General features: G+C 62.2%; 22 protein-coding genes and 1 tRNA gene. 6 read left to right on the plus strand and 17 right to left on the minus strand.

From position 1 onward, the window contains the following. Nucleotides 1-112: 112 nt before the first annotated feature. The 3 genes from DFO46_RS15835 (at nucleotide 113) to DFO46_RS15845 (ending at nucleotide 2721) form a co-directional block, all read left to right on the plus strand. Entirely contained in the window at nucleotides 113-1507 is a 1395-nt protein-coding gene (locus tag DFO46_RS15835) for an MATE family efflux transporter (RefSeq protein WP_120277944.1), read from the plus strand. Beyond that, entirely contained in the window at nucleotides 1504-1926 is a 423-nt protein-coding gene (locus DFO46_RS15840; protein WP_120277945.1) for a glyoxalase superfamily protein, read from the plus strand. The genes DFO46_RS15835 and DFO46_RS15840 overlap by 4 nt, the downstream gene beginning before the upstream one ends. A gap of 234 nt (nucleotides 1927-2160) precedes the next feature. Continuing rightward, the gene (locus DFO46_RS15845; protein ID WP_120277946.1) at nucleotides 2161-2721 is read left to right on the plus strand and encodes a hypothetical protein; all 561 of its coding nucleotides are present in this window, start codon (nucleotides 2161-2163) and stop codon (nucleotides 2719-2721) included. Between the two features lie 71 nt (nucleotides 2722-2792). On the opposite strand, the gene DFO46_RS23930 is transcribed toward DFO46_RS15845, so the two are convergent. The 4 genes from DFO46_RS23930 to DFO46_RS15865 all read right to left on the minus strand — a co-directional run bounded on the left by DFO46_RS23930 (nucleotide 2793) and on the right by DFO46_RS15865 (nucleotide 5908). Next, nucleotides 2793-3218: a hypothetical protein gene (locus DFO46_RS23930; protein WP_183041910.1), complete on the minus strand. Its 426-nt coding sequence runs from the start codon at nucleotides 3216-3218 to the stop codon at nucleotides 2793-2795. Between the two features lie 150 nt (nucleotides 3219-3368). After that, nucleotides 3369-4163: a glycosyltransferase family 25 protein gene (locus tag DFO46_RS15855; protein ID WP_120277947.1), complete on the minus strand. Its 795-nt coding sequence runs from the start codon at nucleotides 4161-4163 to the stop codon at nucleotides 3369-3371. Nucleotides 4164-4211: 48 nt separating this feature from the next. Continuing rightward, nucleotides 4212-5138, minus strand: coding sequence for a carbohydrate kinase (locus DFO46_RS15860; RefSeq protein ID WP_120277948.1), 927 nt, complete (start codon nucleotides 5136-5138; stop codon nucleotides 4212-4214). A 77-nt stretch (nucleotides 5139-5215) separates the two neighbouring features. After that, entirely contained in the window at nucleotides 5216-5908 is a 693-nt protein-coding gene (locus tag DFO46_RS15865) for an orotate phosphoribosyltransferase (protein ID WP_120277949.1), read from the minus strand. Between the two features lie 130 nt (nucleotides 5909-6038). Here DFO46_RS15865 and DFO46_RS15870 point away from each other — a divergent pair, with 130 nt between their 5' ends. Then, a complete protein-coding gene (locus DFO46_RS15870) occupies nucleotides 6039-6194 on the plus strand; it encodes a DUF3096 domain-containing protein (RefSeq protein WP_110790384.1) in 156 nt (51 codons plus the stop codon). A 62-nt stretch (nucleotides 6195-6256) separates the two neighbouring features. Here the strand turns inward: DFO46_RS15870 and pyrC are convergent, their stop codons facing one another. From pyrC to DFO46_RS15915, 9 genes are all read right to left on the minus strand, one after another. After that, the gene (gene pyrC / locus DFO46_RS15875) at nucleotides 6257-7294 is read right to left on the minus strand and encodes a dihydroorotase (protein WP_120277950.1); all 1038 of its coding nucleotides are present in this window, start codon (nucleotides 7292-7294) and stop codon (nucleotides 6257-6259) included. Between the two features lie 70 nt (nucleotides 7295-7364). Further along, nucleotides 7365-8465: an HD domain-containing phosphohydrolase gene (locus tag DFO46_RS15880; protein ID WP_120277951.1), complete on the minus strand. Its 1101-nt coding sequence runs from the start codon at nucleotides 8463-8465 to the stop codon at nucleotides 7365-7367. 16 nt (nucleotides 8466-8481) lie between these two features. After that, a complete protein-coding gene (locus tag DFO46_RS15885; protein WP_120277952.1) occupies nucleotides 8482-10755 on the minus strand; it encodes an ATP-binding protein in 2274 nt (757 codons plus the stop codon). Beyond that, nucleotides 10752-11246, minus strand: a complete 495-nt coding sequence (locus DFO46_RS15890; RefSeq protein ID WP_120277953.1) for a molybdopterin-dependent oxidoreductase — start codon at nucleotides 11244-11246, stop codon at nucleotides 10752-10754. The genes DFO46_RS15885 and DFO46_RS15890 overlap by 4 nt, the downstream gene beginning before the upstream one ends. Nucleotides 11247-11269: 23 nt before the next feature. Next, complete coding sequence (locus tag DFO46_RS15895; protein ID WP_110790137.1) at nucleotides 11270-11668, minus strand: response regulator; 399 nt, start codon at nucleotides 11666-11668, stop codon at nucleotides 11270-11272. 211 nt (nucleotides 11669-11879) lie between these two features. Continuing rightward, the gene (locus tag DFO46_RS15900) at nucleotides 11880-12503 is read right to left on the minus strand and encodes a nucleoside triphosphate hydrolase (protein WP_120277954.1); all 624 of its coding nucleotides are present in this window, start codon (nucleotides 12501-12503) and stop codon (nucleotides 11880-11882) included. Next, nucleotides 12500-13282, minus strand: a complete 783-nt coding sequence (locus DFO46_RS15905) for an ATP-binding cassette domain-containing protein (protein ID WP_110790139.1) — start codon at nucleotides 13280-13282, stop codon at nucleotides 12500-12502. Before DFO46_RS15905 ends, DFO46_RS15900 begins: the two co-directional genes overlap by 4 nt. Further along, entirely contained in the window at nucleotides 13282-14340 is a 1059-nt protein-coding gene (locus tag DFO46_RS15910; protein WP_120277955.1) for an ABC transporter permease, read from the minus strand. The genes DFO46_RS15905 and DFO46_RS15910 overlap by 1 nt, the downstream gene beginning before the upstream one ends. Before the next feature lie 111 nt (nucleotides 14341-14451). Further along, nucleotides 14452-15477 carry a sugar ABC transporter substrate-binding protein gene (locus tag DFO46_RS15915; protein ID WP_120277956.1) on the minus strand — a complete coding sequence of 342 codons (1026 nt, stop codon included), beginning with the start codon at nucleotides 15475-15477 and terminating at the stop codon, nucleotides 14452-14454. 247 nt (nucleotides 15478-15724) lie between these two features. Between DFO46_RS15915 and DFO46_RS15920 the strand changes: the two genes are divergently transcribed. Next, on the plus strand, nucleotides 15725-16951 hold the full coding sequence (locus DFO46_RS15920) for an ROK family transcriptional regulator (RefSeq protein ID WP_120278285.1): 1227 nt from the start codon (nucleotides 15725-15727) through the stop codon (nucleotides 16949-16951). After that, nucleotides 16935-17363: an RbsD/FucU family protein gene (locus DFO46_RS15925; protein WP_120278286.1), complete on the plus strand. Its 429-nt coding sequence runs from the start codon at nucleotides 16935-16937 to the stop codon at nucleotides 17361-17363. The genes DFO46_RS15920 and DFO46_RS15925 overlap by 17 nt, the downstream gene beginning before the upstream one ends. An 18-nt stretch (nucleotides 17364-17381) precedes the next feature. Here DFO46_RS15925 and DFO46_RS15930 read toward each other — a convergent pair whose 3' ends face one another. The 4 genes from DFO46_RS15930 to DFO46_RS15945 all read right to left on the minus strand — a co-directional run bounded on the left by DFO46_RS15930 (nucleotide 17382) and on the right by DFO46_RS15945 (nucleotide 21343). Then, nucleotides 17382-18089, minus strand: a complete 708-nt coding sequence (locus tag DFO46_RS15930; RefSeq protein WP_245408820.1) for a Crp/Fnr family transcriptional regulator — start codon at nucleotides 18087-18089, stop codon at nucleotides 17382-17384. Between the two features lie 202 nt (nucleotides 18090-18291). Beyond that, nucleotides 18292-19332, minus strand: a complete 1041-nt coding sequence (locus DFO46_RS15935) for a 4-hydroxyproline epimerase (RefSeq protein ID WP_120277957.1) — start codon at nucleotides 19330-19332, stop codon at nucleotides 18292-18294. Nucleotides 19333-19676: 344 nt separating this feature from the next. Next, nucleotides 19677-19753 (minus strand) — tRNA-Arg (locus DFO46_RS15940). Nucleotides 19754-19879: 126 nt separating this feature from the next. After that, nucleotides 19880-21343, minus strand: a complete 1464-nt coding sequence (locus tag DFO46_RS15945) for a HAMP domain-containing sensor histidine kinase (RefSeq protein ID WP_245422621.1) — start codon at nucleotides 21341-21343, stop codon at nucleotides 19880-19882. Nucleotides 21344-21492: the final 149 nt, after the last annotated feature.

Genomic DNA, 21492 nt, shown 5'->3' on the forward strand with positions numbered 1-21492 from the left:
ACGCAAGTCACGGTAAAGCCGGTTCGCAGTTTCTTCTCACCCTCGAAGCATTTCGTCGGTGGGCAATGCAGGCCCCCATCACCATCGAAATGCCTCTTTGGAGGAGTGAGTGATGTCGCTGCGACAATCGCCCGAAAACCGTTTTCTGACTGCCTCTCCCGGTAGGCTCTTCGCCGTCACCGCATTGCCGATGATCGCGATCATGGGCATGAATGGCATACTTGGCATCGTCGATGCCTTCTTTCTCGGCCAATACGTGGGTGCCGATGCCATGGCGGCGGTCGGCATGACCTTCCCGATTTTGATGATCACCATCGCGCTGTCGACCCTTGTCGGCGGGGGCATGTCGAGCCTGCTCGCCCGCCAACTCGGCGCCGGAAACCGCGAGGAAGCCTCGGCAACGCTTGCCGGCGCCCACGGACTTGCCCTGTCCATCGCTTTGGTACTCATCGTGCTTTTCTGCGCCGGCGGCAGACTTTTCTCGATCCACCTTGCCGGCTCCGACGGGTCGATTGCGGACATGGTCTGGGTCTTCCTGGCAATTTCCGTGGCCGGAACACCGATCCAGTTTCTCCTCGCTGTGCACGCCGATGCCTGCCGGAACGAAGGCCATGCCGGCACCATGGCCCTGATGTCGCTTGGGGTTACCCTTGCCAACATAGTGCTGAACTCCGTTCTTGTGGCGCGCATGGAGCTTGGCGTGGCCGGATCGGCCCTCGGCACCGTGCTGGCGCAGGCGCTCGGCTTGACCCTGCTCCTCGTCTTGCGCCGGCTCAAAGCCGATATGCTGCCGCTCGCCAGCCTCTGGCGAAATCGCTGGACCAGTCGTTGGCAAGCAATCGCGATCCTTGGCGCGCCTCTCAGCCTGGGCTTTGCCGGAATGGCACTTTCCGCCGCCAGTGTCGTTGTGGCCATGCGCTTTTCGGCAAGCGCCGACTATGCCAAAACCATCGCAGCCTACGGCATCGCGACACGGATTTTCGGCTTTGCCTTTTTGCCCAGCATGGCCGTCGGCATGGCGATGCAGAGCATCGTCGGCAACAATGTGGGCGCGGGTCTTTATGCGCGCTCCGATGCCACCCTTCGGATCGCGGCGACGACAACACTGCTTTATTGCGCTGCCGTTGAGGGTCTGCTGTTGAGCCAGGGCAGTGCCTTGGGGGCAATGTTTGTCGCAGACGCGGCTGTGATCGATGACGTCGGCCGGATCCTCCGGATCATGGCAGCCCTCTATCTGTTTTCGGGGCCTGTCCTCGTGCTTGGCCTTTATTTCCAGGCTCTTGGCCAGCCGGCCCGCGCAGCGCTTCTCACGCTCGTCAAACCCGTCCTGCTCGTGCCCTTGATGATCGGGGCTGCCGCAATCTTGTTGGGCGGCAATGCATTGTGGTTCGCCTATCCCGCCGCCGATGCTCTCGCGGTGGTGATTACCGTCCTTGTGCTATGGACCGCCATCAAGGAGCGGGGCCGTGCCGGTATCGGGATCGCTGCGACGGAGGTTCGGCCGTGACAGTCAAAAGCATCGCGGAAGCAAAGGCGCAGGCAAAGGCGCTGCGGATCACGCTCGCGGCGGAAGGCACTGTTGTCGGCCACGCCAAGGCCCTGGAGCTGATCGCACACCGGAACGGCGCGCGCGACTGGAACACATTGTCTGCTCAACTGGCAAAACTTGCGCCACCCATCTTTTATCTGCACCAAAGGGTCAGGGGCCATTATCTCGGGCAGGCATTCAAGGGCGAAATCACCGCGATCACGTCTTCGGAAAGCGGCCACGCCCTGTCCGTCCGTTTCGACGCGCCGGTGGACACCGTTACCTTTGAGGGTTTCTCCAACATGCGTCGCGTGGCAAGAGGCGTCGTCGATGATAGAGGTCATTCCGCAGAAAAGACGTCAAACGGGATGCCACATCTGATCATCAGTCCGCTGTAAGGCATGCAGGGCGGCCTGTCATTGACGGCCGCCTGCGCATCCCCGTTTGGCCAATCCTGAACACGGTCGAGGCACGCCACAAGCGTTCCGTTTCAGTGAAAGGCCGCCACTGGATTCATTAACCTTTCCCTGATAGGTTGCAGGCAAATCACCTGTCTGGCTGATGCATGATGCTTTGGTTCTGTCGCCCGGATTGCCCATGATGGCGTCCATCCGAGGATAAGAGATCCTGCGATGACCACCGTCACCTCCTCCAATTCTGCAGCACTTCTGATCCTTCAGCAGACACGCTCCGCTGGCGCGGTCGAACAGGACGGGGCCGGGGCTGACGCGCTTGTCGCAACCGCGAACGGTCTTGATGGCAAGATCGGCAGTGCCGCGCAGCCCACGCAGGCACAATCGAAAATCTCGGAATCCTTCTTCAGCGTGAACCACGTGAACATCAACAAGCTGAAGATCGACCTGATCGAGCGCGCCGGCAAAGCGCTGGGCGTCGACGCGTCGGATTACGGGTCGAGAGAGGAGTTTTCCAGTGCCATGCAGAAGGCGCTCGGCAAGCTGAAGGCGGAGGGCGGCGATATGGCCGTCAAGAGCCTCGAGAAGGAACTCGGCCTCGACAAGCTCGGCGTGTCCATTCAGGACGTGATCGACAGCGCCAAGGACCCGGATGCGAACGACAAGCTGACAAAGGCTTTGGAAAAGCAGGAAGGTGAGGAGCAGGGAGACGACAACAGGTCTGAGCCGCTGTCGATCGTATCTGACGACAACGGGACCTACCGACCGGCGGGATCGTAAGGGACCTGAAGGCGTTGCCGTCCAGCTGGAAACAGCCATCCAGCCGGCTGTTTCCGCCGCTGAACGTGATCTTACCCGTCCAGCATTTTCTCCAAAGCCGCCTGTAGCGCATCCGCCGATGCCTGGTCGAAATGCAACTGATAGAACTCGATGCCTTGCCGCGCTTTCTCGGTAAAGTCTATCCGCGAGTTGTCTGTCGCCATATCCACCGGTTCGCCGGTCTCCGCCGAGATCTTCAAGGTCATGCCCAGAAAGGGCGCGCTTTCATCGAAGGACATTTTTCCGCTGCGGAGCTGTTCATTCATCCAGTCGAACAATTCCTGGCGGGTCATGCGGGTGAAATCGAGCGCCTCTTGCCCATCGCTGCCGCTGGTCGTTTCTTGCGTATCCTGCACCCGTGCAGACACCATCGCACCAAATGCCTGTGTTTCAGCGCGCATCGCCGCAGTGGTGCGCGCGCCCGAGACCATATAGCTGGCGGCTGTGTCGACTTTCATGATTGCTCTCCCTTATGTTGCACGGAAAGTAGCAATCCAATCTTGCATAGCGCTGTCGCGACTGCCGCGCTCATCAGACCCTGATCGATTAGAGCACAACGCGACCGGCTTCGCTGGCAAGGCTCATCGAACGTCCGCCGCAAAGCGCGTTCACCCCAACGCCCCCTGCCCCGAAAACCGCTGCCAGTCGATCTCCGGTTCGCGGCGCTTCGACTTACCTGCAGCCTGCAGCAGCGAGACGCCACGCCGCAGTTCGATTTCCATCTTCAGGGCAAAGTTGCGCACCTTGCTTGAGGCGCGAAAGACGCGAGGTTCGGCGGACCGGACAAAGGTCGGCGTCTCCGGCGCATCCGGCAGGAAGCGCATTTGCACCACCTGGGCCGGCTCGATCATCTGGCCCAGCAGCCAGGGCCGCTGCCAGAGATAGGAATCGATCAGGCGGTAGCTTCGCGTCTCCGACAGCATGCGCGCTGCCGCCTCCGGGCCTATGACATAGCCTGCCAGACCGACTCGGTTGCGGTAGATGCGGCTCGCGCTCAATCCGCCGCGTGTATCCTGCCATGTCGGGCGCTCGGCGATGATGTGCGGCTCGGGCGTAAATTCCAGGTCGTAGACGTGACGCCAGTCCCGGTGCCTTTCCTCGATCACCACTAGAGCGGAGACGATCGTATCGGCGAGAACGGCGTCGTCCTCCAGCACCAGCCCCAGAGCCTTGTCCTCGACGATCTGGCTCCATACCTTCCGATGCGAATGAAAACAGGCGATATCCTGCGGCAGCGTCGCTCCCGGCCAGGTCTGCGCGGCTTCCAGGCATAACGTGTCGGTCAGATCCGTCGCTTCGACGGCGTCGACGAAGGAGAACGGCAAGCCGAGACGCTGCATCTGGGCGGCCTGAAAGGCGCGCCGGCTTTCGGCGCCAATCCTGCTGATGATCCTGATCTTCACGCGTTCTGGCTTTCGACACTGTAGAGGTTGGAACCGCGGATCAGGATTTCAGAACCCGATCTCGGCCGCCGTCGGCGGGTTGGCCCCTGCCCGCGACACAGTCACGGCCGCCGCCTTCGCGCCGACCGTCAGCGCCTGCCGCACCGCCTCTTCCGAGAGCGCTGCGACCTTTTCCTTGGTCAGCAATCCCTGACGCTTCAGCGACGCCAGAATGCCAGCGTCAAACGTGTCGCCGGCGCCGACAGTGTCGACCACCTCGACCTTGTTCGAGGGCACAGAGACTTTGAAGTTCGCGGTATAGGCGGTCGCGCCTTCCGCGCCCCTGGTCAGCACCACGAGCTTGGCGCCGCGCTTCAGCCAGTAAGTGGCGCGTTCGTCCTGACTGCCCGGCAGATCGAACCAGTCGAGGTCTTCGTCGGAGAATTTCAGGATGTCGGACATGTCGGCCATGCGGGCGATGCGCGCCTTGTGGGCTTCCTTGTCCTTGATGAAGCCGGGGCGGATGTTCGGGTCGAGCGAGATCACGCGGGTCTTGTGCTCGCGCGTCATCAGCGCCTCATAGGTCGAGCCGCAGGGTTCCGGGATCAGGCTGATCGCGCCGAAATGCAGGGCCTCGCAGTTGTCATCCAGCGTGGGCAGATCGGCTTCCGTGATCATCCGGCCGGCGGTGTTCTCGTCATAGAAGGCGTAGGAAGCCTGGCCGTTGGTCAGCTTGACCAGAGCGATCGTGCAGGGGCGCGAGAGCGTGGCGCAATAGCTGTAGTCGACGCCGGAGGATTTCAGCGTGTCGCGCAGGATGTCGCCCAGCATGTCGTCGGAAAGACCGGTGAAGAAGCCGGTGTCGATGCCGAGCCGCCCGAGCGCAATCGCCGTGTTGAAGATCGCGCCGCCGGCATAGGGCGAGAAGGCCCGCTCACCGAGCGTGGTTTCGCGTGGCAACATGTCGATCAGCGCTTCGCCGCAACACAGGATCATCTCGACCTCCCAGTCTTCCGTTTCAATCGATTTAAACCAAGTCGCTCCCGATTTCCAGTGCGACCATGAGCAATTGCTCAGGCGAGCGACGAAACCCCACCATTCCGACCGGACCATTCCAGCGGCGCATCAAGGAAGGCCTCGACCTCCGACAGCGTCTTGTCGTCGAACAGCTTCTGTTCACGCGCGACGGCGAGCACATTGCGCCATGTGGCGATGTAATGCAGCTTCACCTTGCCGTCGTCGAAGCGCTGCAGCGCCTCCGGGAAGATGCCGTAGAAGAACAGCGCGATGCCGTGATCGACCACGCCGCCTGCTGCGCGGACCGCATCGATGAACTTGAACATGCTGCCACCGGCGGTCGTCAGATCCTCGATGACGAGCACGCGCGATCCCTCCGGCATGTGGCCTTCGATCTGGGCATTGCGGCCATGGCCCTTCGGCGCCTTGCGCACATAGATCATCGGCAGTCCAAGGCGATCGGCGAGCAGGGCTGCGAAGGGAATGCCCGCCGTCTCGCCGCCGGCGATGCAGTCGAACTGCTCGAAGCCGGCATTGCGCATCAGGGTCGCGGCCGCGAAATCCATCACGGCCGAGCGCACGCGCGGATAAGAGAGAAGCTTGCGGCAGTCGATATAGACGGGGCTCTTCATGCCCGAGGAGAGCTTGTAGGGCTCGGCCGCATTGAAATGCACCGCCTTGATCTCCCAGAGCATCTTCGCCACGAGGTCTGCCATGACGGCGGGGGCGGTGAAGGGGGTCTGGATCATGGCGTTCTCCTCATCGGTCTCGTTTCAAGGCCAATAGCAGCAAGCGGCAGGGCTGACCAGAGTGGCGCGATGGAACAAATTGGCGGTATTTGCCTTTACCGCTGGCCTCCAACCGCAGGACTTTCATCCGATGGAAAACATCCTCGTCATCCAGCCCCTCGTCGCTCTCATCGCCGGCATTCTCATCCTCGTGATGCCGCGGCTGCTCAACTATGTTGTTGCGATCTACCTGATCGTCATCGGCGTGCTCGGCCTCTGGCCGCAGCTCGGCTCACTCGGTGGCTGAGACCGGTATCGCCGACAACCGCCCAAAACAATGCCTCGCGTCAACCGCGAGGCATTGTCGTTTCAGGCGACATCCCAGTGCAGCGGGAATTTCGGGTTGAAGACCGTGACCGGCCCGGCGCCGGTCACGATCTTTCCCGGAAACTCGACAGGCGTGTCGCGCTTCACCAGGGTGATCGTCTCCTCGTTCACAGGCAGGCCATACCAGGCAGGGCCATTCAGCGACGTGAAGGCTTCGAGCTTGCCGAGCGCATTCTCCTGTTCAAAGACATGGGCAAGGCAGCTCATGGTGTTGATCGAGGTGTAGATGCCCGCACAGCCGCAACCGCACTCCTTCAACGGATCGACATGCGGCGCACTGTCGGTGCCGAGGAAGAACCTTGCATCGCCGGAGACGGCCGCCTTGCGCAGCGCCTGGCGATGGTTCTCGCGCTTGGCGACAGGAAGGCAGTAGTAATGCGGCTGGATACCGCCGACCAGAATGTCGTTGCGGTTGATGATCAGGTGATGCGTGGTGATCGAGCCGGCGAGGTTCTTCCCGGCCGACTGGATATAGCCGACGCCGTCTTCCGTCGTCACATGCTCCATGGTGACCTTCAGCTCCGGCAGACGCTTGCGCAGCGGATCGAGAACCGTGTCGATGAAGACCTTTTCGCGGTCGAAGATGTCGACCTCGGGCGTCGTCACTTCGCCATGCACGCACAGCGGCAGGCCGATCTTCGCCATGCGCTCCAGCACCGGCATGGCCTTGTCCATGTCGCGCACGCCGCCATGGGAATTGGTCGTGGCGCCGGCCGGATAGAGCTTCACCGCCGTGATCAGGCCGGAGCGCCTGCCCTCTTCCACGTCGTCGGGATTGGTGTGCTCTGTCAGGTAGAGCGTCATCAGCGGCTCGAAACGATCGCCTGCCGGAATGGCGTTGACGATGCGCTCGCGATAGGCCTTTGCATCCGCCGTGGTGACCACTGGCGGCACAAGGTTCGGCATGATGATGGCACGGGCGAAATGGCGGCTGGTGTCGCCGATCACGCCTTCCAGCATGGCGCCGTCGCGCAGATGCAGATGCCAGTCATCGGGGCGACGGATCGTCAGGGATACCATAATGCGACATGCCTCCGGCTTGCAGAAATCTGCCCGCCCTTAGCATGTTCGGCGCCGTGATCAAAGGATCTCAGGCGACCCGTTCACCCGGAATACGATCCGGCGATGCCGCCATGGCGCGTTCTGCCTCTTCGGCCTGCTCGCGACGATCCTGCTCCATGATCGCCTGAATGCGCGGCAGCGCCCGCTCGAAGGCCGCGACGCAATCCGGATCGAACTGCGTCCCGGCGCGGCCGAGGATATGCTCGACGGTGCGGGCGAAACTCCAGGCCGGCTTGTAGGGCCGCTCGGTGGTCAATGCGTCGAAATTGTCCGCGATGCAGACGATGCGGCCGGAAATCGGGATGGCCGTGCCGGACAGGCGGTTGGGATAACCCTGCCCGTCCCAGCGTTCGTGGTGACTGGCGGCAATCTCGGAGGCGAGCTGCAGCAGCGAAGAATGCGAACGGCCGAGGATGTCGCTGCCGATCTCGGCATGGGCCTGCATCTGGCGGTATTCCGCCTCGGTCAGACGGCCCTGCTTCAAGAGCACCGTATCGGGCATCGCTACCTTGCCGATATCATGCATCGGGGCGGCCAGGCGGATGTCGTGGCAAAGCTGCGGCGACAGGCCGAGTTCGATGGCGATCGCCTCGGAATAGGACGCGACGCGCAGTGTGTGGCGCGCCGTCTCCGGATCCTTGTAGCCGGCCGCCAGTGTCAGGCGATGGATGATCTCCTGCTCGCGCTCGCGCAGTTCGCCGACAGCCCGCTCCACCTCGCGGCGCAGCCATTCGGCCTGGTCGGCCAGCTGACGGCGGGCGCGGGCAAGGCTGACGATGTTCTGCACACGGGCCTGGAACTCGACCGGGTTGACCGGCTTGGTGAGAAAATCGATGGCGCCGGCATTCAGCGCCGCCATGCGCGTCGTCATGTCCTTGTCGGCGGTGACAAAGATGACCGGCACCTCGGCATATTTCTCGAAGCGGACAATCTCCGTATAGAGCTCGACACCGTTATAGACCGGCATCTGGTAATCGATGATCGCGATGTCGAAATCGAGCTCCGGGAGAGCCGACAGCACGGCATCGGGACTGGCGAAGGGCACCGCCTCGCAACTGTCGAGCTTGCCGACCAGCTTGGTCAGAAGCTTCAGATTGGTGCTGTTATCGTCAACCAACAAGATACGCATGGTCACCTCCGTGCTTCTATGCAACGAGTTTGAATTTGAGGGCCTGGATTTCGTCGCCCAGCATTTCGATGTCGGCCGGCTCCGGCGCCTGATGGCGCAAGGCATTGGCCTTCACCGCGAGATCGTTCAGTCCAACATTCGAGGCCGCCCCCTTGATCGTGTGCAGCACGCGGTCCCGCTTCTCGGCATCCGCCTTGCGCAAGGCCTCGTCCAGTTCGACCAGCAGTTCTTCCGCATCGTTGAAGAAGGACTCGACCAGCTCCTGGAAAACGTCTTCGCCCAGGGCATCGACCAATTCGGCGTGACGGGCTTCGTCCAGCCCCTCGATCCCGAGGCCCGGCAGGGCACGCATCGGCATGCCGCTCATATCCGGTTCCGGCAGCTCGAAGCGTTCCACAGCGACCTTGCCCCCTTCTGACTGATCCTGGGACGGCGCCACAGCGCGGTCCGGCGTGGTGGCATAGGCGATCATCTGCTTCAGTCTCTCCAGGGTCACGGGCTTGGATTCGAAGCCCTGCATGCCGGCATCCATGCAGCGGCGACGGTCGTCATCCGAGGCATTGGCGGTCATGGCGATAATCGGGGTGGCCGCACACGGTCCGCCTTCGGCGATGATCCGGCGCGTCGCCTCGATGCCGTCCATCACCGGCATCTGCATGTCCATGAGGATGAGGTCGAAGATCTGGCCACGGGTGATGGCGACCGCTTCGGCACCGTCATTGGCAATCTCGACCTCCTGCCCAAGGCGCGCGAGGAAGCGCGACGCAACGATCTGGTTGACCTTGTTGTCCTCGACGAGAAGGATGCGATAGCGCGGCAGGGTTTCGTCTGCGACGATCTTGGCGGCGACGCTGTCTGCCTCTTCGCGGCTGACCGGGACCACGGCCAGCTCGAACCAGAAGATCGAACCGACGCCGACCGTGCTGCTCATGCCGAGTTCGCCACCCAGCTTCTCGACGATCTGCTTGCAGATGGTGAGGCCGAGGCCTGTGCCGCCGTAACGACGGCTGATCGAAGCGTCGACCTGCGAGAACGGCTTGAAGAGCTTGTCGAGGCCGGCCTCGTCGATGCCGATGCCGGTGTCCTCGACCTCGAAGCGGATCATCAGCTTGCCTTCGCGGTAGAATTCGCGCAGGCGCAGCGTGACGGTTCCCTGGCTGGTGAATTTGACCGCATTGGACAGCAGGTTCAATAGGACCTGGCGCAGACGGGTCGGGTCGGTCTTGACGAAGAGCGCCTGCAGCGATTCCGGCAGATCGAGAATGATCGTATTGCCGTGGTCGTCCGCGCGGCCGCGGATGATGCTGACGGTGCTTTCGGCCAGACCGCAGATGTCGAAGGCGCGCTCCTCGAGTTCCAGCTTGCCGTGTTCGATCTTGGAGAAATCGAGGATCTCGTTGATGATCTCGAGCAGAGCTTCGCCGGAAGAGCGGATCGTCTTGACGCTCGACAGGGCATCGTCGGGCAATTCCGAGAGTTCCAGCAGTTCCGACATGCCAAGGATGGCATTGAGCGGTGTGCGGATTTCATGCCCCATGGTGGCCATGAACTGCGACTTCGCCCGGTTGCCGGCATCGGCCGCCTCATAGGCCTCCGTCAGTTCGGAGGCCATGTCCTGCAGTTCGCGGCTGGTTTCGCGGACGGATTTCAGCTGCCGGTTCAGGGTCACGACGAGGAAGACCACGGAGATCATCAGCAGGACGAGCATGATGCCCGAAGTCCGTTCCAGGCCAAGGATGATCTGGCGGCTTTCGGCGCGCTCGGAACTGACACGCGTATTGGTATAGAGCAGGAACTGCTCGGTGATGCGCCCCATGCCCGAAATGATCGTTTCGAGCTGGTCCAGCTGCTCACGCGTGGGATAGGTGCCGGCGGTGATCCCATCGAAAATCGGCTGGATGTCGGAGATGGTTCTGGTGATATCGCCGATATGAGCCTGGATCTTCATGTCCTTGGCAAAATAGCTGCCGAACTTCGACTGATCGAGGATTGCTATGCGCGAATAGAGAATGTCGTAGCGCAGAGCGAGTTCCTGATAGGCCTTGTCCGTCGCCTCGCCGCGGCGCAGGACCGACAGACTGTAGTCGAGCTGGCGGGTCTCGCGGTCGAGCTGATAGACCGACCACATGGAATTTTCGCGCACGCCGTCTTCCATGATCCGATATTGGCGGGCGATGTCGACGAAGAGGATCAGGAGCACGGAGAGAAGGACAGCCGAAATCAGCTGCAGGATGAAGGCAACACTGCCCCCTCCTGCCGCCTTCCGGAGTGTCTCTTCCCTGTTTTTCACTTGCCGACCTCGATTTCCTTGATCTGCCAGACAGACCGCGAGAAGTATTTCTCATTGTAGAGACTGGGATCCTGGTCGAAGGGATAGACGACCATCAGCGGTCCCTTGTCGCGAACCGACATCAGCTTGCCATCCATGCGGGTCGCCAGGATCGTCGCCAGCTTGGCGTCGTCGGCGGGCACTTCGGCCGCATAGTCGTTCAGGGCTTTGACCGAGAGGGTCGACCCCGTGGAACCGACAGCCTTCAGCAGTGCGCTCAGCAGTGGCCCTTCAAAGGTGACCATGCCCTGCGTCCAGGGTGTTTCCATCGTGGCCTTGCGGCCGGCGAGCGCCTCCAACATGGCCAGATCGAACTCCGCCGTGTCGCCGACATTGGTGTTGGTGATCGCACCTTTGACGGTCAGAACGACGGGACCCTTCGGTGCATCCAGGGCCAGCGCAGACGTTGAGCAAACAGCCCCGATCAGGAGCGCAAGCAGCATGCCTTTCATGGGACTTCTCCAGATGGTGTTGATCAAGCGGATTTCGGCAGGTCTGAGACGATCGCGGCGGAGCCGAGGTGGTCGGCGACCAGCTTGCGGAAGGCCACGGCTTCGACCGGCTTGTGCAGGAAATCGGTGACGCCGGCGGCGCGGGCTTCCTCGCGCAGACGCGGATCCGTCTCTGCCGTCACCATCACCGCCGGCACGTCGCGATAGCGGTCCATCAGGCGCACGGCCTTGATGAACTGCAGCCCGGACATGCCCGGCAGCAGATGGTCGACGATCAGCATGGAAAAATTTTCGGCATGACAGAAGGTCAGCGCAGCATTGCCATCGGACGCGACGACCATCTCTTCGTTGGTCACCTTCTTGGCCAGATGCTTGATGATCATCGCATTGGTCGGGTTATCTTCAACGATCAATATAGTCATGCCACCACTCCTCTCCGACGCTGGTCCCTGGGACTGTTTCCGTCCGCCCGCACTCTCGGGAAGACGTTGCACGCGTTAATCTTTCATGGAGGAGTTGTATCAGGGGGAGGCTGAGATTGGCTGAAGCAAACCGATACAATTTTATCGATCGTCCATTTAATTAGAACTTAAGAATTAAAGAAGGATCGAACTGCCCAGCCACACCAGCAGTTTAGCCGAAATTGAGCGTGATATCCGCCGGATGGCTGGCACTCAGCACCAACTGGCCGTTGGGCAGGTCGTTGCCATGCACCTTGGCATGGATCTCGTCCTGGGACAGTCCATAATGAACCCAGCGGGCGATCAGACGGCGCTTGAGTTCGTCCTGCGGCGGCGCCACCATGACCGTGAGGTCAAACAGCGAGGCGATCGGACGCCACGGCTCGCGGTCGAGAAGGACATAGTTGCCTTCGACCAGGATGATGCGATCGTCCGGCGCGATACAGCGGGCCGCACAGATCGCCAGTTCGCGATCGCGGTCGAAGACCGGGACGAGAACCTCACCACCGGCGCGCACGGCCTGAAGAATGTCCCGCAGACCACGCACGTCGAAGGTGTCAGGTGCCCCTTTCCGGGGCAGGAGGCCGCGCTCGATCAGCAAACGGTTGTCGAGATGAAAGCCGTCCATGGGCAGGACGGCCGGTGCCTCGCCCGCCTGTTTCAGGCGTTCGGACAAAGCGTCGGCGAGCGTCGACTTGCCGCCGCCCGGCGGTCCGGCAATGCCGACGAGAAAGCGGGCTCTGCCGTGAGCCCGCCTGATGATCTCGTCCGCCAGTCCCTGGACGTCAAGGCTCATGCGGCAATGCCGGTATCCGGCGCCGGCCGCGCGCCGGTCATGAAGGCAACGGCGTCGGACATCGTGTAGTCCTTCGGGTTGATGACGCAGAGCCGCTTGCCCAGGCGATGGACATGGATGCGGTCGGCCACTTCGAAGACATGCGGCATGTTGTGGGAAATGAGCACGATCGGCATGCCGCGCGAGCGCACGTCGAGGATCAGTTCGAGCACCTTGCGGCTTTCCTTGACGCCGAGCGCTGCCGTCGGCTCGTCGAGGATGATCACCTTCGAACCGAAGGCTGCAGCACGGGCGACCGCCACACCCTGGCGCTGGCCGCCCGACAGCGTCTCGACCGCCTGGTTGATGTTCTGGATGGTCATCAGGCCGAGTTCGGTCAGCTTGTCGCGGGCGAACTTTTCCATCGCCGGACGGTCGAGCTTACGGAAGACCGAGCCCATGATGCCGGGTTTGCGGATCTCGCGGCCGAGGAACATGTTGTCGGCGATCGAGAGTGCCGGCGACAGTGCCAGGTTCTGGTAGACGGTCTCGATGCCGGCCTTGCGCGCCTCGATCGGCGAGCGGAAGTTGATCGTCCGGCCTTCCAGCTTGATCTCGCCCTCATCCGGGGTGACGGCGCCCGAAATCGCCTTGATCAGCGAAGACTTGCCGGCGCCGTTGTCGCCGATGACGGCAAGGATTTCTCCCGGATAAAGGTCGAAATCGGCCTGATCGAGAGCGGTCACACGGCCGTAACGCTTGACCAGGCCACGGGCGGTGAGAATGGGTTCCTGGGTCATCAGCCTGCTACCTTTCTGATCCACTGGTCGATTGCAACGGCGGCGATGATGAGCACGCCCGTCAGGAGCACCTTCCATTGCGGATCGGCGCCGAGCATGTTGAGGCCCATGGAGACCACACCGACGATGAGGGCACCAAAGAGCGTGCCGAGGATCGAGCCGCGCCCGCCGAAGAGCGAGATGCCGCCGACCACGGCCGCGGTGATCGCCTGAAGATTATAGTCGGTGACCGCAGCCGAGGGCGAAATCGAACCATTGCGGCCGATCGAAACCCAGGCGGCCAGCCCAGCGATCACGCCCGCAAGCGTATAGGTGCCGAGCAAGACGCGGTCGGTGCGGATACCGGCCAACTGTGCGGCCTCCGGGTCGTCACCCACCGCATAGAGATGCCGTCCCCAGGCCGTATGATTGAGCGCGTACCAAAGCCCGAAAACCAGAACCAGCATGAAGACGACGCCGAGCGTGAACACCGCCTTGCCGACCTTGAAGCTTTCGCCAAAGACCTGGAGGAACGGCGCGATCGCCTCGACATCGGCATCGCGCAAGGTCTCGTTGGCCGAATAGATGAAATTGGTGGCCATCACGATGTACCAGGTGCCCAGCGTGACGATGAAGGGCGGAAGCTTGACCTTGGCGACGAGGACACCGTTCAGAAGACCGCACAGTCCGCCGACCACGAGACCAATGATCACCGAAATGCCGGAGGGAATGCCATAGTGGATGGCGCAGTTGCCCATCACGACGGCTGAAATGACCATGACCACGCCGATCGACAGATCGATGCCGGCGGTCAGGATGACAAGCGTCTGGGCAGCACCCAGAATACCGACGACGGCAATCTGCTGGAGGATGAGGGTCAGCGTATAGCTGGAGAAGAATTTGCCGCCGATCGTCAGGCCGAAAATGATGATCGACATCACGAGAACGATCAGAGGCACAGCCGCCGGCGTTGAGTGTAGGAAGTGCTGTATCTTGCGCAGAGTGGAGCGGTCCTCGAAGGTCGCCACGCTCGTTTCACTCTGGGTCAGCACCTTCTCGAATTCCTGGGCTCCCGCCATAGAACTTACCTCCCGATGTGGTTCTTCTGCCGGGCTCCGGGCCCGGTATTCAACACGGGGCGGCCATGGGCCGCCCCGATCTTTTCATGGTCCGCCATCAAGCTTTGGGGATCAACCCCAGCACTTGTCCGTGCCGTCCTTGACGCTGATCGATTCAACGCCGGCTGCCGGCTTGTCGGTGACAAGAGCAACGCCGGTGTCGAAGAAGTCCTTGCCTTCGGTCGGCTTCGGCTTTTCGCCGGTTTCGGCGAACTTCTTGATCGCTTCCACGCCGAGCGATGCCATCAGCAGCGGATACTGCTGCGAGGTGGCGCCGATCTGACCATCCGCAACGGCCTTGACGCCTGGGCAACCGCCGTCGACCGAAACGATCAGAACGTCGTTTTCCTTGCCCACGGCCTTGAGAGCCTGGTAGGCGCCAACAGCAGCCGGCTCGTTGATGGTGTGGATGACGTTGATGTCAGGATCCTTCTGGAGAAGGTTTTCCATGGCCTTGCGGCCGCCTTCCTCGTTGCCGTTGGTCACGTCGTGGCCGACGATGCGTGCATCATCTTCGTCGCCGATCTTGTTCGGATCCTTCGGGTCGATGCCGAAGCCGATCATGAAGCCCTGGTCGCGCAGAACGTCGACGGTCGGCTGCGACGGCACGAGGTCGAGGAAGCCGATCTTGGCATCCTTGGCCTTGTCGCCGAGGGTGGCTGCAGCCCACTGGCCGATCAGCTTGCCGGCGAGCAGGTTGTCCGTTGCAAAGGTGGCGTCGGCTGCCGTTGCCGGATCGAGCGGGGTGTCGAGCGCGATCACGAGAAGGCCGGCTTCCTGGGCCTTCTTGACCTGGTCGACGATGGCCTTGGTGTCGGAGGCCGCAATCAGAATGCCCTTGGCGCCATCGGCAATGCAGGATTCGATGGCGGCAACCTGGCTGTCATGGTCGCCGTCGACCTTGCCGGCGTAGGACTTCAGGGTCACGCCGAGTTCGGCAGCCTTGGCGGTCGCGCCTTCCTTCATCTTGACGAAGAAGGGGTTGGTGTCGGTCTTGGTGATGAGGCAGGCCGAAACGTCGGCAGCCTGGACCGGAGCGGCGAAAACCACGCCCAGTGCGAGCGTCGACAGGGCAGCAGTAATCAGAGACTTTTTCATTTGGTATCCTCCCGAAAGTTGGTGGGCCAGCTCCTCCGGCCGCAACGTGTCGGCTCGGATTGCGCCTCCGCAATCCGATCGGGGGTCTCTCGGCCCCACTCCTCCACGACCCCATTAAAAACATCAGAAGTTTTGGGCTGTCAATAAATAAATCCAGTTGAATTATTAAATCGCTGTGACATTCTCGCGGAGCTGCCGTAAAAGGGAGCGGTCGGGAGGAGCGGCCTTGGTGTCACACGATGTCTACATGCAGGGGGCCGAACAGGGCCTGAGATCGAGCGCTGGCGGCGGCTCGAACCAGGTCCGTGTGCGCGCCTATAACGAACGCCTCGTGTTGTCGCTGGTGCGGCAGCATCCAGGCTGTTCGAAGGCCGACATCGCGCGCCTGACCGGGCTTTCGCCGCAAACCGTCTCCGTCATCATGCGCTCTCTGGAAAGCGACGAACTGCTGATGCGCGGCGAGCCCATTCGCGGTCGCGTCGGGCAGCCTTCCGTGCCGATGTTCATCAATCCCGAGGCGGTCTTTTCCTTCGGCGTGAAGATCGGCCGGCGCAGTGCCGACCTCGTGCTGATGGATTTCGCCGGTGCCATCCGCCAGCAGAAGCACCAGACCTATCGCTACCCGCATCCCGACAACCTGTTGCCCTTCATCTGCGACGGCATCGCCGAACTTGAAGCGGGCATGGAAGTGGCGCAGAGCAGCCGCATCGCCGGCATCGGCATTGCCGCTCCCTTCGAGCTGTGGAACTGGGCCGAAGAGGTGGGTGCACCGCCCGGTGCCATGGACATCTGGCGCGAAGTGGATCTGCAGGCCGCCGTCCAGGCGCGCATGGGCCATCCGGTCTATCTGCGCAACGACGCGACCAGCGCCTGCGGTGCGGAACTCGTCTTCGGCGCCGGACAGCGCTATCCCGACTTCGTGTATTTCTACATCGGCTCCTTCATCGGCGGCGGCATCGTCGTCAATGCCGCCCTCTTCGTCGGGCGCACCGGAACCGCCGGCGCGATCGGCCCGCTTCCCGTGCGCGACAAACACGGCGAGACGCGACAGCTCTTGGACATCGCCTCGATCTTCGTGCTCGAAAACCTCCTGCGCGAACGCGGCATCGACCCGCAGCCGCTCTGGTATGCGGCCGACCAGTGGATCGATTTCGGCGAACCGCTGGAAATCTGGATCCAGGACACGGCGGCCGCCCTTGCCCAGGCCGTCGTCGCCGCCTCATCGATCATCGACTTTGCCGCGGCCATCATCGATGGCGGCTTCCCGGACTGGGTGCGCAAACGCCTCGTCCAGGCCACGATCGAAGCCATGAACCGCCTCGACCTCCAGGGCGTCATGGTGCCCGACATCATCGAAGGCGAAGTGGGCGCCCAGGCCCGCGCCATCGGCGGGGCGAGCCTGCCGATCTTCGACCGCTACCTCATCGACCAAACAGTCTTGTTCAAGGAAACACACCATGCTGAAGGGAATTGATCCCCTCCTGAGCCCCGAGCTTCTCGCGACCCTGCGCGCCATGGGGCACGGCGACGAGATCGCCATCGTCGACGGCAATTATCCGGCGCTCGAACACGCCCGCCGTCTGGTGCGGCTCGATGGCCATGCGCTTGTTCCCGTTCTGAATGCGATCCTGAGCGTCATGCCGGTCGACGATTTCGTTCCCGAGGCGATCTTCCGCTCGGTGGTCGGCGGCAAGCCGGATCAGGTCGATCCGGTGCATAAGGAGATCATCGACTGCTGTGCCCGCCACGAGCCGAAGGTGCCTGTCACTAAGCTGATCGGTGCGGATTTCTACAATCGGGTGAAGGCCGCGCACACCGTCGTGCAGACCGGCGAACCGCGACTTTATGCCAATGTCATCCTGCGCAAGGGCGTCATCTATCCCTGACCGGCGGCCGAGGCCCGCTCAGCCTTCCAGCGCGCGCGAGATGCGGCGGGACAGTTCCACCGGGTTCTTCAACACGATGGCCCGGCTGGTGCGTTCCACGAGTTCCTCGCGCGCCAGCCGCGACATTTCCCGCGACACGGTTTCACGGCTCGCGCCGATATGCTCGGCCAGTTCCGCATGAACGAGCGGCGGCGAGATGATGCGCTCGCGGCCGCCATCATTGCGCACCCGCGACAGGCGCAGCAGCGTGTTGTAGAGCCGGTGCTTGGTATCGAGGAACGACAGTTCCGAAAGCCGGTCGTTCATCGCGCGGATGCGCCGTGACAGCAGTTGAAGCAGGGCAAGCGCCACATCGGCGCGCTGCTTCAGGATGTCGTGGAACACGGTATAGGGAATGACCGTCACCGTCGCGTCGCTCACCGCCATCAGGCTTGCCGAGCGGGCGAGATCGTCGATTGCCGCCTGCTCCCCCAGGATGTCGCCGCGCTTGAAACTGCCGAGGATCGCTTCCTTGCCGACGGTGAAGCGCAGAACCGCGCGGATCTCGCCGGTCTGGACGATAAAGACATCCTTGGACATATCTTCGAAATCGACCAGACTTTCGCCAGCCGACAGCGTCCGCGAATGGCAACGCGACAGCCATTCACGATCTTCTTCCAGGCTCAGGCCAGAGAATACCGAGCAGCCTTTGAGTGTCATCGGCACGCCTGCAAGAGTTTGAACCATGGAACCTGTCGTTGTATGTGGCTTCATCTACTGCAGTACTTGTTGATCTTTTCGCTGACGATATCGAGAATGCACTTATCTCGGTCGATCCACCAGATAGCAAGATGGCTGCGACCAAGACCCTTACAATTCACCTAGGAAGACCGCTCGGAATTGCATCAAATGCCCGGCATCCACCGCAGGTCATCCAAAACCTCCAGCCCTAGCCGATCGAGCCCGAGGAGGGTCCCCAGACGTCGGTCAGGGCAAAGCCCCGCTGGAAGGGATCGAAGGGATCCAGCGCCACCTGATGCAGGCCGAAGGTGAAGCCGCGGCCGCTAATGGTCGGGATCACGGCCGGCCGGCCGGCAACCTCGGACAGGGCGGACAGGCCGACCTCGAATTCCGAGCCGATGATCGAGCGCGACAGCATGACGTCACCCACTTTCGCCTTGCCGCGCGCGTGCAGCGTCGCGAGGTTTGCGGAATTGCCGGTGCCGCAGGGCGAACGATCGACCCGGCCTGGCCACATGGTGGTGCAGGTGCGGATCGCGCCATCCGGATCGACGTCACGGAACATGACATAGGCGACGCCCGAAATGGCGGGGATTTCCGGATGAACGACCGGGATCTTGCGGTTGATCTCTTCCTTCAGGATCATGCCGGCCTCGACCAGCGCGCGGGCGTTGGCCTTGTCGATGGTCAGCCCGACCTGGGCAACATCGACCAGCGCATAGAAGATACCGCCATAACTGACGTCGAAGGTGATCGTGCCCCAGTGCTCCGTCTCCAGCCGCACATCCAGTTCGTGCACGAAGGACGGCACCATGGTCAGCTTCACCCGCTCGCAGCGGCCGTCGCGGCAGGTCGCCGTCGCCTTGACCAGCCCCGCCGCCGTTTCCAGCATCACGATGGTTTCCGGCTCCTGCATCTCCACCATGCCGGTTTCGAGCAAGGCGGTCGTCGCGCAGATGGAATTCGATCCGGAGCTGGCATGGGCCTGATCCGGCTGCAGGATGACGAAAGCCGCATCGGCGTCCGGATGCTTGGGCGGCAACAGCAGATTGACCGAGCCGATCGGCGCACCGCGCGGTTCAAGCACCAGCATGCGCCGCAATTCCTGGCCCTTCGGATCCGTGTTCAGCCAGGCCAGCTGGTCGGCCACCGTGTCACCGGGGATCTTCGGCACACCGCCGATCGCAACCCGACCGATCTCGCCCTCGGCATGGACGTCGAGAAGCTGAATCGTGCGTTTCCATCTCATCTGAATATCTCACATTGGCGGCATCGGCCCGGCCTGTTGCCTTTCCCCTGCCGATGACGCGCGACCCCGCTGCCGCATCGAAGGAAGGCCGAATCCGGACCTGAAACGATAATGTTGACAGTTAGAACACGCTTTCGTGTTCACCAAGCCCTATTGTCCGAGGAAGCGGCAAAACAAAGACGGGCGACGCATTTCTGCATCGCCCGTCGTGCAATACCATTCGCGCGGCATCCGGCGACCAGAGCGAACATTGACGGCGTCGAGCTCGTCGACATGTTCCATCAAGCGCGACGGCAACAGACTGAGAGTCTGATGTGCACAGTGATTTCAAGGGGAAGAAAGAATGGCGCACCCGAAGAGATTCGAACTCCTGACCCCCAGATTCGTAGTCTGGTGCTCTATCCAGCTGAGCTACGGGTGCGTGCCAGCCGACTGTTCGTCGGCGTTGGCGATCCTCTAAAGCGTGACGCTTTGGAATGCAAGCGCCCTTTTTCAAAAAAGAGTCATTTTGCCGTCACGTCCCCTCAGGCAACTGTCAAAGAGGCGCTCAGGCGCGGGCGCGCCAGTCGTCGAGAGCCACTGGTCTGTCGGGGATTTCGACGCGGAACAGGGTGCCGGGGCCAGGTTTTTCCACAAGCGCGATCGTGCCGCCATGGGCAAGCACCAGCTCGCGGGCAATCGCCAGCCCCAGCCCCGTTCCGCCCGAGCGGGCCGAGCCGCGGAAGGCGGCGAAGAGGTTTTCGCGCGCCTTGGCCGGCATGCCGGGGCCTGTGTCGTCGATGGTGATCGCCACGACCGAGCCGGTACGCTGGGCCGAGATCGTGATCCGGCGCGGATGATCGGGATCCTCAGGCGTGAAGCTCGCCAGAGCCTGCACGGCATTGCGGCAGATGTTGTGGATGACGCGGAAGAGCTGCTCGCTGTCGCCGTCCACCTCGATGTCGGCGGCAATCAGATCGACGAATTCGATGCCCGTCTCGTGGCTCAGCTGCAGGAGGTCACGGACCTCCTGGCAGAGTTCGGCGAGACGGAAGCGCCGCCGCTGCGGTTCGGCTTCCGAGGTCTGACCGTAGGACAGGACCTCGCTCGTATAGCCGACCGCCCGGTCGATCGCGCGCAGCAGTTTCGGCGCGAAACTCTTGACCAGGGGATCATCGACATCGACCAGCCGGTCGGACATCAGCTGGGCGGAGGCAAGGATGTTGCGCATGTCGTGGTTGATCTTCGAGACCGCTAACCCAAGATCGACCAGCGTCTTCTGCTGGCGCAGCGTTTTCTGCAGCTGGTCCTGCATGCGGGTCAGGTGACGCCCGGCCACCGCAATCTCGTCCTTGCCGTCGGTGGCCGCCAGAATGCGCTCCGGATCCTCCGGGTTCTCGGCAAAGGCCTGCATGCTGCGGGCAAGCCGGCGCACCGGCATGATCATCACCCGGTTGATGGCAAGGAACATCAAAAGGGCGGTAATCACAGAAATGATCAGCGAGACGATGAGAATGTTGTGCGCATAGCCCAGCATGGCGCGGCGAAGCGGCCGCTCCTCCATGACGATCTCGATCGTCGTGTCGGGCGAATCGGCAATCGGCCCATAGACGCGCAGCAGCCGGTCGCCGCCGAAGACCAGCGTGTAGAAGGCGTCGCGAATCGATTCCATCTCGGAATAGTCGGCGAGATCATAGGCCGCATCGACTTCCGTCGGCATTTCGGTCACCGCGAGCAGCCGGGAGGTCCCGTCCTTGCGCAACACGATCGCCTTGGTGCCGGTGGTCGCCAGCGTATCTTCCTGGACGCCGCGCGGCAGTTCGAGCGGCTGCAGGCCGTCGATGACGACGCCGGCGGCCGCCGCCGTGTTCAGCCGGTCCTGCAGCCAGCGCTGCCGCATGGTCGCCACGGACGGAGCGAAGATCAGGATTTCCGCCAGCATCACGAAGGCGATGGTCAGCCACAAGAGCTTGCCGGACAGCCCTCTGATCCGGCTCGGCATGCGGTAGCCGCCCGAGAGGTCGGACTGCATATCGCTGTCCTGCCGGTCAAACATCACGTCGAATTCCTGTCATCCCAAAGGTCGATTTCGGATCGGGGCGCGTCGCTATCTTAGTGCAGTGCGATAGACAAGGCCAAGTGGAAGATCGCCGCACACGTTAATCTTTGGTCATGAATACG

Origin of the sequence: Rhizobium sp. AG855 (assembly GCF_003610655.1) — a bacterium.
GTDB classification, from domain to species: Bacteria; Pseudomonadota; Alphaproteobacteria; order Rhizobiales; family Rhizobiaceae; genus Allorhizobium; species Allorhizobium wuzhouense.

Coding starts and splice junctions, on each gene's coding strand:
- DFO46_RS15905 (WP_110790139.1), bottom strand. CDS start 13,282: ATGACCCAGGAACCCATTCTCACCGCCCGTGGCCTGGTCAAGCGTTAC.
- DFO46_RS15930 (WP_245408820.1), bottom strand. CDS start 18,089: ATGGTTCAAACTCTTGCAGGCGTGCCGATGACACTCAAAGGCTGCTCG.
- DFO46_RS15910 (WP_120277955.1), bottom strand. CDS start 14,340: ATGGCGGGAGCCCAGGAATTCGAGAAGGTGCTGACCCAGAGTGAAACG.
- DFO46_RS15895 (WP_110790137.1), bottom strand. CDS start 11,668: ATGACTATATTGATCGTTGAAGATAACCCGACCAATGCGATGATCATC.
- DFO46_RS15935 (WP_120277957.1), bottom strand. CDS start 19,332: ATGAGATGGAAACGCACGATTCAGCTTCTCGACGTCCATGCCGAGGGC.
- DFO46_RS15860 (WP_120277948.1), bottom strand. CDS start 5,138: ATGATCCTGTGTTGCGGCGAAGCGCTGATCGACATGTTGCCACGCGAA.
- DFO46_RS15835 (WP_120277944.1), top strand. CDS start 113: ATGTCGCTGCGACAATCGCCCGAAAACCGTTTTCTGACTGCCTCTCCC.
- DFO46_RS15870 (WP_110790384.1), top strand. CDS start 6,039: ATGGAAAACATCCTCGTCATCCAGCCCCTCGTCGCTCTCATCGCCGGC.
- DFO46_RS15945 (WP_245422621.1), bottom strand. CDS start 21,343: ATGCAGTCCGACCTCTCGGGCGGCTACCGCATGCCGAGCCGGATCAGA.
- DFO46_RS15865 (WP_120277949.1), bottom strand. CDS start 5,908: ATGATCCAGACCCCCTTCACCGCCCCCGCCGTCATGGCAGACCTCGTG.
- DFO46_RS15900 (WP_120277954.1), bottom strand. CDS start 12,503: ATGAGCCTTGACGTCCAGGGACTGGCGGACGAGATCATCAGGCGGGCT.
- DFO46_RS15890 (WP_120277953.1), bottom strand. CDS start 11,246: ATGAAAGGCATGCTGCTTGCGCTCCTGATCGGGGCTGTTTGCTCAACG.
- pyrC (WP_120277950.1), bottom strand. CDS start 7,294: ATGGTATCCCTGACGATCCGTCGCCCCGATGACTGGCATCTGCATCTG.
- DFO46_RS15925 (WP_120278286.1), top strand. CDS start 16,935: ATGCTGAAGGGAATTGATCCCCTCCTGAGCCCCGAGCTTCTCGCGACC.
- DFO46_RS15915 (WP_120277956.1), bottom strand. CDS start 15,477: ATGAAAAAGTCTCTGATTACTGCTGCCCTGTCGACGCTCGCACTGGGC.
- DFO46_RS15920 (WP_120278285.1), top strand. CDS start 15,725: ATGCAGGGGGCCGAACAGGGCCTGAGATCGAGCGCTGGCGGCGGCTCG.
- DFO46_RS15845 (WP_120277946.1), top strand. CDS start 2,161: ATGACCACCGTCACCTCCTCCAATTCTGCAGCACTTCTGATCCTTCAG.
- DFO46_RS23930 (WP_183041910.1), bottom strand. CDS start 3,218: ATGAAAGTCGACACAGCCGCCAGCTATATGGTCTCGGGCGCGCGCACC.
- DFO46_RS15880 (WP_120277951.1), bottom strand. CDS start 8,465: ATGCGTATCTTGTTGGTTGACGATAACAGCACCAATCTGAAGCTTCTG.